Origin of the sequence: Streptomyces sp. HUAS CB01 (assembly GCF_030406905.1) — a bacterium.
GTDB lineage: Bacteria > Actinomycetota > Actinomycetes > Streptomycetales > Streptomycetaceae > Streptomyces > Streptomyces chengbuensis.
This window is the reverse complement of record NZ_CP129137.1, coordinates 5,654,397-5,668,857: the sequence shown is the minus strand read 5'-3', so window position 1 is coordinate 5,668,857 and position 14,461 is coordinate 5,654,397. Positions and strand designations below refer to the sequence as shown.

The 14,461-nt window shown below is 72.2% G+C and carries 13 protein-coding genes and 1 pseudogene; 1 reads left to right on the top strand and 13 read right to left on the bottom strand.

Going from position 1 to position 14,461, the window contains the following annotated elements; all coding sequences use genetic code 11:
• Nucleotide 1 precedes the first annotated feature (1 nt).
• The 8 genes and pseudogenes from rplS to QRN89_RS35855 all read right to left on the bottom strand — a co-directional run bounded on the left by rplS (nt 2) and on the right by QRN89_RS35855 (nt 4,627).
• Nucleotides 2–352, bottom strand: coding sequence for a 50S ribosomal protein L19 (gene rplS / locus QRN89_RS25135; protein WP_269728163.1), 351 nt, complete (start codon nt 350–352; stop codon nt 2–4).
• Between the two features lie 132 nt (nt 353–484).
• The gene (gene trmD, locus QRN89_RS25130; RefSeq protein WP_290351631.1) at nt 485–1,306 is read right to left on the bottom strand and encodes a tRNA (guanosine(37)-N1)-methyltransferase TrmD; all 822 of its coding nucleotides are present in this window, start codon (nt 1,304–1,306) and stop codon (nt 485–487) included.
• A complete protein-coding gene (gene rimM / locus QRN89_RS25125; protein ID WP_290351630.1) occupies nt 1,306–1,863 on the bottom strand; it encodes a ribosome maturation factor RimM in 558 nt (185 codons plus the stop codon). Before rimM ends, trmD begins: the two co-directional genes overlap by 1 nt.
• Nucleotides 1,864–1,941: 78 nt before the next feature.
• Nucleotides 1,942–2,181: an RNA-binding protein gene (locus QRN89_RS25120; protein ID WP_266383839.1), complete on the bottom strand. Its 240-nt coding sequence runs from the start codon at nt 2,179–2,181 to the stop codon at nt 1,942–1,944.
• A 2-nt stretch (nt 2,182–2,183) separates the two neighbouring features.
• Nucleotides 2,184–2,624 (bottom strand): 30S ribosomal protein S16, encoded by a 441-nt coding sequence (gene rpsP / locus QRN89_RS25115; RefSeq protein ID WP_290351629.1) that lies wholly within the window; start codon nt 2,622–2,624, stop codon nt 2,184–2,186.
• Between the two features lie 232 nt (nt 2,625–2,856).
• Nucleotides 2,857–3,450, bottom strand: a complete 594-nt coding sequence (locus tag QRN89_RS25110; RefSeq protein ID WP_093653554.1) for a hypothetical protein — start codon at nt 3,448–3,450, stop codon at nt 2,857–2,859.
• Between the two features lie 349 nt (nt 3,451–3,799).
• Nucleotides 3,800–4,398, bottom strand: a pseudogene (locus QRN89_RS25105) (His/Gly/Thr/Pro-type tRNA ligase C-terminal domain-containing protein); the annotation flags it as partial.
• Nucleotides 4,399–4,432: 34 nt separating this feature from the next.
• Nucleotides 4,433–4,627 (bottom strand): hypothetical protein, encoded by a 195-nt coding sequence (locus tag QRN89_RS35855; protein ID WP_435833266.1) that lies wholly within the window; start codon nt 4,625–4,627, stop codon nt 4,433–4,435.
• A 208-nt stretch (nt 4,628–4,835) separates the two neighbouring features.
• Between QRN89_RS35855 and QRN89_RS25100 the strand changes: the two genes are divergently transcribed.
• Nucleotides 4,836–5,693 (top strand): class I SAM-dependent methyltransferase, encoded by an 858-nt coding sequence (locus tag QRN89_RS25100; RefSeq protein ID WP_290351628.1) that lies wholly within the window; start codon nt 4,836–4,838, stop codon nt 5,691–5,693.
• Nucleotides 5,694–6,210: 517 nt separating this feature from the next.
• Here the strand turns inward: QRN89_RS25100 and ftsH are convergent.
• The 5 genes from ftsH to QRN89_RS25075 all read right to left on the bottom strand — a co-directional run bounded on the left by ftsH (nt 6,211) and on the right by QRN89_RS25075 (nt 14,155).
• Complete coding sequence (ftsH, locus tag QRN89_RS25095; protein WP_290351627.1) at nt 6,211–8,130, bottom strand: ATP-dependent zinc metalloprotease FtsH; 1,920 nt, start codon at nt 8,128–8,130, stop codon at nt 6,211–6,213.
• A 185-nt stretch (nt 8,131–8,315) separates the two neighbouring features.
• Entirely contained in the window at nt 8,316–9,866 is a 1,551-nt protein-coding gene (gene ffh, locus QRN89_RS25090) for a signal recognition particle protein (RefSeq protein WP_290351626.1), read from the bottom strand.
• Nucleotides 9,867–9,994: 128 nt separating this feature from the next.
• Nucleotides 9,995–12,451, bottom strand: coding sequence for a [protein-PII] uridylyltransferase (locus QRN89_RS25085; RefSeq protein WP_290351625.1), 2,457 nt, complete (start codon nt 12,449–12,451; stop codon nt 9,995–9,997).
• Nucleotides 12,452–12,464: 13 nt separating this feature from the next.
• The gene (locus QRN89_RS25080) at nt 12,465–12,803 is read right to left on the bottom strand and encodes a P-II family nitrogen regulator (RefSeq protein WP_093653550.1); all 339 of its coding nucleotides are present in this window, start codon (nt 12,801–12,803) and stop codon (nt 12,465–12,467) included.
• Nucleotides 12,800–14,155, bottom strand: a complete 1,356-nt coding sequence (locus tag QRN89_RS25075; RefSeq protein ID WP_290351624.1) for an ammonium transporter — start codon at nt 14,153–14,155, stop codon at nt 12,800–12,802. The genes QRN89_RS25080 and QRN89_RS25075 overlap by 4 nt, the downstream gene beginning before the upstream one ends.
• Nucleotides 14,156–14,461 lie beyond the last annotated feature (306 nt).

The following is a 14,461-nucleotide window of genomic DNA, read 5'->3' as shown; positions in this document are numbered from 1 at the left end:
CTCAGTTCTCGCGCTTCTCCTTGATCTTCGCGGCCTTGCCGCGCAGCTCACGCAGGTAGTAGAGCTTGGCGCGACGGACGTCACCGCGGGTGACGAGCTCGATCTTCTCGAAGATCGGGCTGTGCACCGGGAAGGTGCGCTCGACGCCGACGGAGAAGGAGACCTTGCGGACCGTGAAGGTCTCGCTGACGCCCGAACCCTGGCGGCGGATGACGACGCCCTTGAACTGCTGGATGCGGGAGCGGTTGCCCTCGATGACGCGGACGTGGACGTTCACGGTGTCACCGGGGCGGAAGGCGGGGAGGTCGGTCCGCAGCGAGGCGGAGTTGACGGCGTCGAGGACGTGCGACATGTTCGTCTGCTTTCTTCGCCGATGCCACAGGTCATCGACGGTATCCGGAGATGGTGTCAGAGGAGCCGCGGCGTCGGGACGGGCGTCGTGTCCCCCTGTGGCAGGGGCGCACGCCGGACGTACGGCAGCGGCCTATTCTTCCACGGCCTCCGGCCTGCGCCAAAATCGGCCGTCGGGCGACGGCGCCCAGCCCAGGATGGAGAGGATCTCGCGGTCCTTCTTGTCGAACGCCGCAGGGTCGCAGCGCTCGATCAGATCGGGCCGGTGCAGTGCGGTCCGGCGGAAGGCCTCGTCCCGTCGCCAGCGGGCGATCCTGCCGTGGTGACCGCTGGTCAGCACGTCCGGGACGCCGCGACCGCGCCAGAGCGGCGGCTTGGTGTAGACGGGCCCCTCCAGGAGGTCGGCCATGGCGCCGGGCGCGAAGGAGTCGTCGCGGTGGGACTCGGCGTTGCCGAGGACGCCGGGCAGCAGCCGCGCGACGGCCTCCGTGATGACCAGGACGGCGGCCTCGCCGCCGGCCAGGACGTAGTCGCCGATCGAGACCTCGTGGACGGGCATGCGGGTCGCGTACTCGTCGATGACACGGCGGTCGATGCCCTCGTACCGTGCCGGGGTGAAGATCAGCCACGGCCGCTCGGAGAACTCGACGGCGAGTTCCTGGGTGAACGGGCGGCCGCTGGGGGTCGGCACGACCAGCGCGGGTGCGTGGGCGCCCGCCTCGTAGCCCGAGGCGAGGACCTCGTCCAGCGCGTCGCCCCAGGGTTCGGTCTTCATGACCATGCCCGGTCCGCCGCCGTACGGGGTGTCGTCGACGGTGCTGTGCCGGTCGTACGTCCAGTCCCGCAGGTCGTGGACGTGGACGCCGAGTCGGCCCCGCGCCCGTGCCTTCCCGACGAGCGAGACGTTCAGCGGCTCCAGGTACTCGGGGAAGATCGTGACGACGTCGAGCCGCATCAGGTCCCGTCCTCGGTGTCCGCGTCCCGCTGCGAGGCGATCTCCGCGCGGTCGTCGACGAGGCCGGGGGGCGGGTCGATGACGGCCTTCTGTTCCGTCAGGTCGATCTCGGTGACGATCTCCTCGACGAACGGGATCATGACCTCGCTGCCGTCGGGCCGCTCGACGATGAAGAGGTCCTGCGACGGCAGATGGGAGATCTCCGTGATCCGGCCGATCTCCGTACCGTCGGCGAGCACCACGTCCAGGTCCATGAGCTGGTGGTCGTAGTACTCGTCGGGCTCCTCCGGCAGGACGTCCGGATCGATCTCGGCGATCAGCAGGGTGTTGCGCAGGGCCTCGGCACCGTTGCGGTCCCGGACTCCCTCGAAGCGCAGCAGCAGCCGTCCGCTGTGCACCCGGCCGGTCTCGATGGTCAGCGGGCCCGCGGAGGCCGGATCGGTGGCCAGTACGGCTCCGGGGGCGAGCCGCAGTTCCGGCTCGTCGGTACGCACCTCGACGGTGACCTCGCCCTTGATGCCGTGGGCGCGGCCGATCCGTGCGACTACCAACTGCACGCTCAAAGCTCCTGTCGTACGACGACGGGCCGGGGCGGGCCGGTAGGCCCGCCCCGGCCCGCGCCGGTGATCAACTGTTCAGCGGACCTGGTCCACGTCGACGAGGTCGACACGGATACCACGGCCGCCGATGGCGCCCACGACAGTGCGCAGGGCGCGCGCGGTGCGGCCGTTGCGGCCGATCACCTTACCGAGATCGTCGGGGTGCACCCGGACCTCGAGCACCTGGCCGCGACGCAGATTGCGCGAGGCGACCTGCACGTCCTCGGGGTTGTCGACGATGCCCTTCACGAGGTGCTCGAGAGCCTCCTCGAGCATGCTCAGGCCTCGGTGGACTCGGCGGCGGCCTCAGCCTCGTCCGCCTTCTTCTCGGTCTTCTTGGACTTCTGGGTGATGGCCTCACCCTTGCCCTCTTCACCCTCGAGAGCCTTGGCGAACTCGTCGAAGGAGCGGCGCTTCTCTTCCTTCGTGGCCGGGGCGAGGAGCGGCTTCTCCGGGGCGGGCAGACCCTTGTGCTTCTGCCAGTCGCCGGTGAGCTTCAGGATCGCGAGGACCGGCTCGGTCGGCTGGGCGCCGACGGACAGCCAGTACTGGGCGCGCTCCGAGTCGACCTCGATGCGCGACGGGTTGTACGTCGGGTGGTACAGACCGATCTCCTCGATGGCCCGGCCGTCACGGCGGGTACGGGAGTCGGCGACGACGATGCGGTAGTGAGGCGAACGGATCTTGCCCAGACGCTTCAGCTTGATCTTGACTGCCACGGGAGTGGGATCTCCTGGTTTTGACGTGGTTGGGCACAACGAGATGCCGCGTGGGGTTGCGGTACCCGATGGCCCGATGGACGCGTCAGCCGGAGGAGAGAGGGGTCCTGTGCGACTGTCGAGTACAGCTAGACATTGTGCCACACGGATCCCGGCCGGCTGACCCTAGGCCTTCGGGCCCAGGACCGGACCGGCCGGTACTCCCGCCCGTGCGGTCACGTGGTGGCCGGCTTCAGCTCGCCGCGGCCACCGGTTCGGGGATGCGGAACGGCTTGCCGCAGCCGCCGCAGACGATCGGCGCCTGGGCGAGGACCGAGGGGACGACCCGGACGTTTCTCCCGCAGTCGCAGACCGCCTTGACCCGGACGCCGCCGCCGGACGAGCCGTGGCGGGCGGCCGGGCCCCGGAAGGTCCGCTTGGTGTCGGATGCCGTGGCGACCGTGTGCGCGGCGAGGGCGCGCTGCAGACGCTCGATGGTCGGCCGGTACCGCCGCTTCGCCTCGGGGGTGAGCGTGACCAGTGAGAAACCGCTGCTGGGGTGCGGCTCCTCCGGGTGGTCCAGGCCCATCTCCTCGGCGATCGCCAGGAACCGGCGGTTGTGGTAGCGGCCGGCGCGCGAGGTGTCGCGGACCCCCCGGGCGGCGGCAATACCGTGGACTGCCTCGTGGAGCAGTCGCTCGAAGGAGAGTTCGTGCCCGCAGGCCGACGAGGACTCTCCGATCAGTGACTCTGGCGCGGCAAGATCGGGCAGCTCGGGGTGGTGCCGCTGAATGTCGGCCCACGCCTGTGCCAGCTCTGCGGCGAGAACAGGTGGTGTCGTGCTCACGTCGTGACAACGAGCCGGACACCCCGCGGGTTCCATTCCGGGGCATCCCAAATAATTTGCACGTACCCGTCAGTTGCCATTGATGCGTCCTGACGAGGGCGGGTGCGCAGATCTGAGGAGAAGCCTCGCAGCTCACAACAAGGTGGTACGTAGTCATACGTCTGTGCAGCAATGCCGAACCCGGGGCGATCCGATGCGCGGCCGGGGACCGCACGCCGGGGCCGTGCGCCGGAGCGGGGGCGCCCGACGGAGTGTGCCGCCGCCCCGAAGGCGCCCGGCACGGCTCCCCCGCTCGGCGCCCCGCACCGGGACAGGCCCGGGGCGCGGGGCCCTCACCGGGCGCGTACCAGTAGGCGCCTGCGACGGTCGCGAGCGTACCGGGAGCGTCCTCGGACTCGGGCACCGACCCGTCCTCGGTCACCGGACACCGCACCGACACCGCCCGGTCGGCCCGTCCGATCTCGCCCTCAGGGCCCAGGACCGCCCAGGGGACCGCGCCCAGCCGCCCGGCAGCGCGGCCCCGGCGGCCTCCTCGACCGTGGAGGCGTCCGCCGTGGGGGTTCGCGCCGCAGGCGCGACCGGCGCAGCAGCAGCGCCTGGTCCTCCTCCGGCACCCCGGGCAGCAGCCGGCGAGCGCGTCGATCGCGACGCGCTCCTTCGCACGCCCGGCGGCCGCGGCGCCCGCGTCCGTGCCCGTGCCCGCGGGGATGCGCCGGACCGGCATCGCCGCACCCGCTCCAGGTCGCGGGCCGATCTCGATCCGCACCGGCACACCCTTGAGCTCCGGTCCACGGCCCGGCGCCCGAAGGGGACGTCGGTGCGGTCGTCCACCGGGACCCGCAGCCCGGCGGCCGTCAGCCGGTCGCCGAGTTCGCGGACCGTCGTGGAGACGGCCCCGTCGCCCCTGACGGCGAGGACGACGGTCTGGACGGGGGCCGGCCGGGGCGGACGCGCAGTCCGACGTACGCCCCGAGCGACACGATCAGTGCGCGGCCCCCGCCTCCTTGATCCGGGCGTCCATCTCCTGCTGCTCCGCCCCCAGAGCCCGTAGCCGTGCGGGCGGATCACCATGGCGCCGCGCACGGGACCGTTGTCGGCGAGCCCGGCCTTGTTGATGGTCCCGGTACCAGCGGGGGAAGTCCTCCGCCTGCGGCGTGAGGACGGGCGGCTTTGCCATGGCGGGAATCGTAGGCGGGCTGCACTCTGGATGCGGAACGGTTCCGGGCGCGGGGGCGCACGACCGGGGCATCCGAGACATTGCGGTGCGACCTCTGGACGTACCGAGCGAAGCGCAGTTCCCTGGCATACGGGGGGCGCGAGCGAGACGACACGGGGGCTGTCCAGCAGGGCACGGCTGACCTCTTGGCGGATTGGGGCGCTTTTCGATGACACCTACGCTCGTCCCGCACCACCCTCGTACGTCCTCAGCGCTCCCGGCGGACGCCGGAAGGCGCGCCCGTGACTGGGCCGAGATCCAGGAACGGATGCTGGTGCCGCTCTACGAGGCGGTGTACGCGCACCTGGAGGTCGGCGCGGGCACTCGTGTCCTGGGCCTCGGCTGCGGCTCGGGTCTGGCCCTGCTGATGGCCTCGGCGCGCGGCGCGAGCGTCACCGGCGTCGACATGGACCCGGCGAGGATGGAACTGGCGCGCGAGCGGCTGGCCCCCGCGCCGGAGCACGCCGGGTCCGGGGACGCTCCCGGGGCGCGGCTGGTCGAGGGCGGACCGGAGGAGGCGGCCGATCCCCGGCGCCCCCGGTTCAACATGATCACCGCTTTTCAGCCGATCGGGTGTACGGCCGGCGACTCCGACGGATTGGTGCCCGCGCTGGAAGCCGCGGTTCCGCTCGCCGAGCGCGGCAGCCCGGTGGTGCTGGCGGGCTGGGGCCCGCCCGAGCGCTGTGCCACCTCGGCTGTGCTGCGGGTGGCGAGCAGGCTCACCGAGCGGCTGCGCTCGGACGGCGGCTGGCGGCAGACGCTCCGGGACGACCTGGAGGACGTGGCGACCAGGGCGGGGATCCGTCCGGACGGCTCGGGCCGGGTGTCGTGCCCCTTCGGGTACGCGGACCTGGACAGCGCCGTGCGCGGCCTGCTGTCGACGGGGCTGTTCGACGCGGCGGTTCGGGCGACGGACCCGGCGCAGGTGGAGAAGGAGGTCAAGGAGGCGCTCCATCCCCATGTGCGGGCGGACGGGACGGTGTGGATGCCGAACGTCTTCCGGTACCTGATAGCGCGCACTCCGTAGGGAGCGGGCGCAGATCCCTGCGTGCGTATCGGCCCGCGGAGGGCCGGGGCGGGCGTCGTCGGCCCGGGACACGTGCTGCGGCTCCTGGTGAGGGCCCGGGGTCCGTCTCGTTGGGGTGCCCTCCGCGGGGCGTCTCTTCGTGGGACCCGGCGCGAGCCGTTCTCTTCGCGGGGCCCGGATCGGGTCGCCTCCACTCGGGGGGCGGGGTCCTCCAAGGTGCGCGCCGTCGGCGCGGTCCCGGAGGTGCGTGCCCGGATCACCGGCTGCAGCGGACCATCGCCGCGGCCGCCGAGGCATCGTCGTCGAGGGCCGGGACATCGGGCACCATCGTTCTGCCCGGCGCCGCCGTGAAGATCTTCCTCACCGTCTTCCCCGAGGCACGCGCGACCCGACGCAGCGCGACCTGGCACCCCCCACCCGGTGAATGTGCCCCGGGCGTCCCGGGGCCCCGGGGGCCGCGTTCGCCGGCCCGGCGACGGTTCTGGTCCTTCGTGACGGCCCGACCGTCCCGGCCGGATCAGTGGCCGTTCGTCTCCTTCTTCAGCCGGGGGATGCCGGCGGCCCGGTACGCCTCCTCCTCGTCCAGCGTCTCGCTGGCGAGGAGCGCCTCGGCCAGTGCGTCCAGCCGGTCGCGGTTCTCGCGGAGCTGCCGGCAGGCGCTCTCGTAGCACTCCTCGGCGATGCGGCGCATCTCGTGGTCCACCGCGTCCAGCGTCGCCGGGGCGGCGGTGAGCCCGTACGGCTCCTGCCCGTCCCCCGACACGGCCGTGAAGCGGCCGACGCGTTCGCTCATGCCCCAGCGCCCGACCATGCCCCTCACCAGCCGCGTGACCTGCTCGAGGTCGTTCTCCGAGCCGGTGGTGACGATCCCGAAGACCACGTGCTCCGCCGCCATGCCGCCCAGCGCGCCGATGATCCTGCCACGCAGGTACTCCTCGGTGTACGCGTACTTGTCGGCGTCCGGGGTGGACAGCGTGACGCCCAGCGCCCGGCCGCGCGGGACGATCGTGACCTTGCGGACGGGGTCCGCGCCCGGCTGGAGCATGCCGAGCAGGGCGTGACCGCTCTCGTGGTACGCCGTCCTGCGCCGCTCGCCCTCGGGCATCACGAGGGCCCGCTCCGCGCCGAGCTGGACCTTCTCCAGCGCGTCGGAGAGGTCCCGCTGGGTCACCTGGTCCTGCCGCCGCTTGACCGCGAGCAGCGCCGCCTCGTTGGCGAGATTGGCCAGTTCGGCACCGGTCATGCCCGGTGTCGTACGGGCCACCTGCACCAGGTCGACGGTCGGTGCGAGCGGGATGTCCCGGGTGTGGATCCGCAGGATCGCCTCCCGGCCGGCCCGGTCGGGCGGGCTGACGTGCACGATCCGGTCGAAGCGGCCGGGCCGGGTGAGGGCGGGGTCGAGGACGTCGGCACGGTTGGTGGCGGCGATGACGACGACGCCCTCCGAGCCGGTGAAGCCGTCCATCTCGGTCAGGATCTGGTTGAGGGTCTGCTCGCGCTCGTCGTGGCCGCCGATGCTCGCGCCACCGCCGCGCACCCGTCCGATGGTGTCGATCTCGTCGATGAAGACGATGGCCGGCGCGACCTTGCGGGCCTCGGCGAAGAGCTCGCGGACGCGGGAGGCCCCGACGCCCACGATCATCTCGATGAACTCCGACGCGGACGCCGAGAAGAACGGCACCCCCGCCTCGCCCGCCACGGCCCGTGCGAGCAGCGTCTTGCCCGTGCCGGGCGGGCCGGCGAGCAGGACGCCGCGGGGCACCCGCGCGCCCATGGCCCGGTAGACCTGGGGGTTCTTGAGGAAGTCGACGACGTCGTCGAGCTCGCCCTGGACCTCGTCGATCCCCGCCACGTCGGCGAAGGTGGTGCGCCGGTGCGGTTCCAGCTCCACGGGGCGGGGCGGCGCCTTGCGGCCGAGGGGGCCGCCCAGGCGTGGCCCCAGGCGTCTGGCGAGGACCACCCAGAGCAGCACGAGGATCACGATCGGCGCGAGGGACAGCAGCAGATTGGTCAGCAGGCTGCGCTGGACGACCACCGGTTCGGCCGTGACGGTCACGCCCTTCTGGCTCAGCTGCTGCCAGAGGTTGTCCTCCGCGAACTCCGGCCGCTGGGTCCGGAAGGTCGTGTAGTCGCCCCCGCCGCCGGGGATCGGCTGTCCCGTCCTCAGCTCGCCCTCGATCGTGTCGCCCTTGGCGTAGATCTTGGTGACGTTGCCGGCCTCGACCTGCCTGCTGAACTCGGTGTACGAGATCGTCGGCTCGTCGCCCTTGGTGAAGTACGTCAGGATCCCGTAGGCGACGAGGAAGAGGACCACCGCGGTCGCGACGAGCCCGATCCAGCCGCCGGGCGGCTTCTTGCGCGGCGGCGTGGGCGGCGGTGCCCCCTCCGATCGCCAGGGCTGGTCGGTGCGATCGCGCGGGGGTACGGAATTGGCCACGGCCTGCCCTCCGGTCCCTCGGCTGCTGCCAGATCTCTGCCCATGACCGCACAGAACGGGCCGCCCTGCCACCCGGGGCGGAGCCCCGGCGCGGTGGGCGACCCGGCCGCCGGAGGGTGCGGCACGGGAGAGGGCCCCGCGATCGGGTGATCGCGGGGCCCTCGGCCGTGCTGGTGGCGGAAGCGTCAGCCCATGAACTTCTTGAACTCGTCCGGGAGCTCGAAGTCCTGGGCGCCCTGGCCGCCCGCCGGCAGCCCGAACGGGCTCCCCTGACCGGCCTGCTCGCGGCGGGCCTGGGCCGCCTGCTCCTCGGCCTTGCGCTTCATCGGGTTGCCGGAACGCTGCTTGCCCTTGGCCTGCTTCTGCTTCTTCTTCTGACGGCCCGGGCCGCCGCCCATGCCCGGGATGCCGGGCATCCCCGGCATGCCGCCGCCCTGGGCCATGCGCGACATCATCTTGCGGGCCTCGAAGAACCGCTCCACGAGGTTCTTCACCGCGCTGACGTCGACACCGGAACCGCGGGCGATACGGGCCCGGCGCGAGCCGTTGATGATCGTCGGGTCGGTGCGCTCGCCGGGCGTCATCGACTTGATGATCGCCGCCGTACGGTCGACGTCACGCTCGTCGATGTTGTTGATCTGGTCCTTGATCTGGCCCATGCCCGGCAGCATCCCGAGCAGCTTGGAGATGGAGCCCATCTTCCTGACCTGCTCCATCTGCGCCAGGAAGTCGTCGAGCGTGAACTCCTTGGGGCCCTTCGCCAGCTTGGCCGCCATCTTCTCGGCCTCGGCCTGGCTGAAGGTCTGCTCGGCCTTCTCGATCAGCGACAGCATGTCGCCCATGCCGAGGATGCGGGACGCCATGCGGTCCGGGTGGAACGCGTCGAACTCGTCCAGCTTCTCGCCGTTGGAGGCGAACATGATCTGCTTGCCGGTGACGTGCGCGACGGAGAGCGCGGCACCACCGCGGGCGTCGCCGTCCAGCTTGGACAGCACCACTCCGTCGAAACCGACGCCGTCGCGGAAGGCCTCCGCGGTGTTGACCGCGTCCTGACCGATCATCGCGTCGACGACGAAGAGGACCTCGTCGGGGCTGACCGCGTCACGGATGTCCGCGGCCTGCTGCATCATCTCCTGGTCGATGCCGAGCCGGCCCGCGGTGTCGACGATGACGATGTCGTGGACCTTCGACTTCGCGTACTCGATCGACTCCTTGGCGACCTGGACCGGGTCGCCCACGCCGTTGCCGGGCTGGGGCGCGAAGACCCCGACGCCGGCGCGCTCGGCGACGACGGCCAGCTGGTTCACGGCGTTGGGGCGCTGCAGGTCGCAGGCGACGAGCAGCGGGGAGTGGCCCTGGCTCTTGAGCCAGAGGCCGAGCTTGCCGGCCAGGGTGGTCTTACCGGCACCCTGGAGACCCGCCAGCATGATCACGGTGGGCGGCTGCTTGGCGAAGCGCAGCCGGCGGGTCTCGCCGCCGAGGATGCCGATGAGCTCCTCGTTGACGATCTTGATGACCTGCTGGGCGGGATTCAGCGCCTGGGACACCTCGACGCCGAGAGCGCGCTCCTTGACCTGCTTGATGAAGGCGCGCACGACGGGCAGCGCCACATCGGCCTCGAGCAGCGCGATACGGATCTCACGTGCCGTGGCGTCGATGTCGGCCTCGGAGAGGCGGCCCTTGCCCCGGAGGTTCTTGAATGTCGCTGCAAGGCGGTCGGAGAGGGTGTCGAACACGGTGGTCGCGGATCCTCAGGTCTCGGGGGCGGGCGGACAGATGTCACACCAGGGTATCCGGCCGCGTGGGATGGGGTCTGCCCCCTGGGCACGCGGCCGGACACATCCCTCGCACCGGTCCGGGTCGTTCACGCGCTCCGCAGGGCGGCCTCGACGGCCCGTGCCACGTCCACGGCCTCCTCGGGCGGAAGCGGGGCCCCCTCCGGGCCTGTGACGTAGAACGCGTCCACCGCGTTCGCGCCGAGCGTCGACACCCGTGCGCTGCGCACGCTGACCTCCGCCGACTCCAGGGCGTGGCCGATCCGGTGCAGCAACCCCGGGGCGTCCTGGGCCCGGACCTCGATGACCGTGGCCAGCCGGGACGCCGCCGGCGCGACGGTGACCCTCGGTGGCGGGGCCTTGACCCCGCGGCGGCGCGGATACGCGGCGTCCCGTTCTGCGAGCCGGGCGGCCACGTCCAGGGACCCGTCGAGGGCCCGCACGAGGTCGGAGCGCAGCCGTGCGGCCTGCGGGAGCGAGCCGTAGGCGGCGGCGACCCGCCAGTTCAGTACGAGGACGGTGCCCGGGCCCACTTCCTGGGGGAGTTCCATGGCGCGCAGGTCGGCGGCGCGGACGGTGAGCCGGTGCAGGGCGAGCACGCCCGCGACGGCGGGCAGGACCGCAGGCTGGTCGGGCACGGCGATGAGGAGCTCCACACCGACGGGCTCGGGTTCGCCGTCCGGCTGCGGCGTCTCCGTCTGGGCGGCGTGCAGGGCCAGGACCGGTCCGCCGGTGCGCAGCGCCTCGACGGCGAGCCGCTCCTGCTCGGCGCTCGGAGCGAGGGGCTCCGGTTCCTCGGGCCTCTCCCCCGCGAGGACGCCCGCGACCCGTTTGACCAGGTCGGCGACGAGCGATCCCCGCCAGGCCGACCAGGCCGCCGGTCCGGTCGCGAGGGCGTCGGCCTCGGTGAGGGCGTGGAGCAGTTCCAGCGTGCCGGGCGAGCCCACGACGTCCGCGACCGCCCGCACGGTCGCCGGGTCCTCCAGGTCGCGGCGGGTGGCGGTCTCGATGAGCAGCAGATGGTGGCGCACCAGGGTGGCGATCACGGCCACGTCCTGCTTGTCGAAGCCGATGCGGGTGGCGACGTCGCGCGCGATGGTCTCGCCCGCCACCGAGTGGTCGCCGGGCCAGCCCTTGCCGATGTCGTGGAGCAGGGCCGCGACGAGGAGCAGGTCGGGGCGGCCGACGCGGCGGGTGAGCGCGGAGGCGCGGACGGCGGCCTCGACGAGGTGGCGGTCGACGGTCCACGTGTGGACGGGGTTGCGCTGGGGCCGGCAGCGGACCCGCTCCCAGTCGGGCAGCAGCCGGGTGATCAGGCCCTCGGCCTCGAGTGCCTCCCACACGGCGACGGTCGGTTCGCCCGCGCCGAGCAGGGTGACCAGTTCCTCGCGCGCCTCGGCGGGCCAGGGCACGGGGAGCGGCTTGGTGGCGGCGGCCAGGTGGCGTACGGCGTGGAGGGAGAGCGGCACTCCGGACTGGGCCGCTGCCGCCGCCGCGCGCAGGGGCAGCACCGGATCGCGCTCCGGCCTGGCGGAGCGGGCGATGACGGCCTCGCCGTCCATCTCGACCACGCCCTCGGCCAGGGGGGTGCGCTCGGGCTCGGGGCGGCGGCCGCCCCAGATGTTCCGCAGCCGGGGGCGGGCGGACCGGGACTTGAGCACCCGGTTCACCTCGCGCCAGGTGACGTCGGCGGCGTACGAGACGGTCCGCGCGGCCTCGTACACCTGGCGCAGCAGCGCGTCGGCGTCCAGCAGGCCGAGTGCCTGCGCCACCTGGTCCTGCTCCTGGAGCGCGAGCCGGTCGGCGGCCCGTCCGGTGGTGAGATGGAGGGCGTCGCGGGTGTCGAGGAGGGTACGGCGGGCCTCGGCCAGGCCCTCGCGGGGGGCGTCGGCGAGCCAGGACGCGGCGACGGCGCGCAGGGCGGTGGCGTCCCGCAGCCCGCCCCGGGCCTCCTTGAGGTCGGGTTCCAGCAGGAACTGCAGCTCCCCCTGCCGTTCGGCGCGCTCGCGGCAGAGCTCGTCGAGTTCGGGGAGCCGTTTCGGCGCCTGGTTGCGCCAGTCGGCGAGGACGGCCGTGCGCAGCCCGGCGACCATCCCGAGGTCCCCCGCGACGGCACGGGCGTCGAGCAGCCCCAGCTGCACCTTGATGTCCTCGCCCGCGGTGCGGCGGGCCTCGGCCGGGGTCCGGACCGAGTGGTCGAGCGCCAGCCCGAGGTCCCACACCGGGTACCAGATCCGGTCGGCGAGCGAGGCGAGCGCGCCGGGGTCGGCGGCGCCGTCGTGCAGCAGGAGGAGATCGAGGTCGCTGCGCGGCGAGAGCTCACCGCGCCCGTAGCCACCGACGGCGACGAGGGCGGCGCCGCGCACCCCGGTGTCCTCCTTCGCCGCGGCGAACAGCGCGGCGAGCCAGTCGTCGGTGAGCCGGGCCAGGGCGGCACGGCGCGACGGCCCGGACCGCGTCTTCTCCTGGAGAAGACGCAGCCGGGCCGCCGCATAGCCGCTGGGTCCCGAGCCCTCGGTTTCCGTGGTCAGGTCGATGCTCGTCACCCAGAACTCCCGTCTACAGCGCGTCCGGGCCGCGTTCGCCGGTCCGGACGCGGACCGCGGTGTCGACCGGCACGCTCCATACCTTGCCGTCACCGATCTTCCCGGTGCGGGCGGCCTTCACCACGACGTCGATGAGCTGCTCGGCGTCGTCGTCCTCGGCCAGGACCTCGATCCGGATCTTGGGGACGAGGTCGACGGTGTACTCGGCGCCCCGGTAGACCTCGGTGTGGCCGCGCTGCCGTCCGTAGCCGCTCGCCTCGGTGACCGTGAGCCCCTGGACGCCGAAGGCCTGCAGGGCCTCCTTGATCTCGTCCAGCCGGTGCGGCTTCACGACTGCGGTGATGAGCTTCATGCGTCCACCTTCTTGGTCTGCGGTGCGGCTGCAACGGTCCCGGCGGGTGCGGGGGCGGTCTTGCGGGAGCCGGCACCGCCGCCCGCCCCGCTGAAGTCGTACGCGGTCTCGGCGTGCTCGACCTGGTCGATGCCCGAGATCTCGTCGTCCTCGCTGACCCTCATGCCGATCGTCTTGTCGAGGACGAACGCGAGGATCGCGGAGACGATCAGAGAGTAGGCCAGGACCGCGAAGACACCCACGGCCTGCTTGCCGAGCTGCTCGAATCCGCCGCCGTAGAAGAGGCCCTTGGCGTCGGACTGGACTCCGCCGGTGGCGAAGAAGCCGACGAGCAGCGAGCCGACGACACCGCCGACGAGGTGGACGCCGACCACGTCCAGGGAGTCGTCGTAGCCGAACTTGTACTTCAGGCCGACGGCCATGGCGCAGAGCAGACCGGCGACGGCACCGATGCCGATGGCGCCGAGCGGGGAGCAGGAGCCGCCGGAGGGGGTGATGGCGACGAGGCCCGCGACCGCGCCGGAGGCGGCGCCGAGCGTGGTGAAGGAGCCGTGGCGGATCTTCTCGTAGGCGAGCCAGGCGAGCATCGCGGCGGCCGTGGCGACCTGGGTGTTGACGAACATGACCGCGCCCACGCCGTCGTCGTTGCCGAGCCACGAGCCGGCGTTGAAGCCGAACCAGCCGAACCACAGCAGACCGGCGCCCAGCATGACCAGGGGCAGGCTGTGCGGCCGCATCGGGTCCTTCTTGAATCCGACGCGCTTGCCGATGACGAGGATCACGCCGAGGGCCGCGGCACCGGCGTTGATGTGGACCGCCGTACCGCCGGCGAAGTCGATGACGCCCATCTCGAACAGCCAGCCGCCCGCACCCCAGACCCAGTGCGCGACCGGGAAGTAGACGACGGTGGCCCACAGGGTGATGAACAGGGCCCAGGCGGTGAACTTGACCCGGTCCGCGAGGGCGCCGCTGATCAGGGCGGGCGTGATGATCGCGAACATCAGCTGGAAGACGGCGAAGACGTACACCGGGATGGTGTAGCCGGCCCAGAGCTGGGTGATCCCGATGCCGCTCAGGCCGACGTAGTCGGAGGACCAGCCGATGAGGGAGCCGGAGTCGGTGCCGAAGGCGAGGCTGAAGCCGTAGAGCACCCACAGGATGGTGACGATCCCGAGGCTGATGAAGCTCATCATCAGCATGTTCAGGGTGCTCTTGACGCGGACCATGCCTCCGTAGAAGAAGGCCAGCCCGGGCGTCATGAGCATCACCAGCGCGGAGCAGATGAGCATGAAACCGGTGTTGGCGGCAGACAGCTCGGGGGCGTCTGCGGCAAGTGTGATGCCTGGGGGCATCGGCGTCTCCTCGTCGTCGTGCGGCCTGTGCGGGGCGGGAGCCTGGGCTGCCGGCAGCCGGTCCGGCTGGATCCGGTACGGCTGCCTGGTGAGTCGGCCCGTTATGGGGCATGAGGTTGGCGCGCCGCGGTTTCCGCCGATGCCGCACGATGTTTCGCCGCAGTGACGAAGAGGTCGGGCGTGTTACACGCCCATGAACTGAAGGGTCACGGGAACATCACGGGCGTACCCTCCGCGGGCAGCGCGACCGGCGCGACGGCCACCCGGTTGACCTGGCGTGGGGAGCCGAGTCGGGCAGTAGGGGTG

Excerpts from the sequence above, each read along its gene's own strand:
- rplS (WP_269728163.1), bottom strand. The coding sequence starts at position 352 with ATGTCGCACGTCCTCGACGCCGTCAACTCCGCCTCGCTGCGGACCGAC.
- trmD (WP_290351631.1), bottom strand. The coding sequence starts at position 1,306 with ATGCGGCTCGACGTCGTCACGATCTTCCCCGAGTACCTGGAGCCGCTG.
- QRN89_RS25120 (WP_266383839.1), bottom strand. The coding sequence starts at position 2,181 with ATGCTCGAGGAGGCTCTCGAGCACCTCGTGAAGGGCATCGTCGACAAC.
- QRN89_RS35855 (WP_435833266.1), bottom strand. The coding sequence starts at position 4,627 with ATGGCAAAGCCGCCCGTCCTCACGCCGCAGGCGGAGGACTTCCCCCGC.
- QRN89_RS25100 (WP_290351628.1), top strand. The coding sequence starts at position 4,836 with ATGACACCTACGCTCGTCCCGCACCACCCTCGTACGTCCTCAGCGCTC.
- QRN89_RS25080 (WP_093653550.1), bottom strand. The coding sequence starts at position 12,803 with ATGAAGCTCATCACCGCAGTCGTGAAGCCGCACCGGCTGGACGAGATC.
- QRN89_RS25075 (WP_290351624.1), bottom strand. The coding sequence starts at position 14,155 with ATGCCCCCAGGCATCACACTTGCCGCAGACGCCCCCGAGCTGTCTGCC.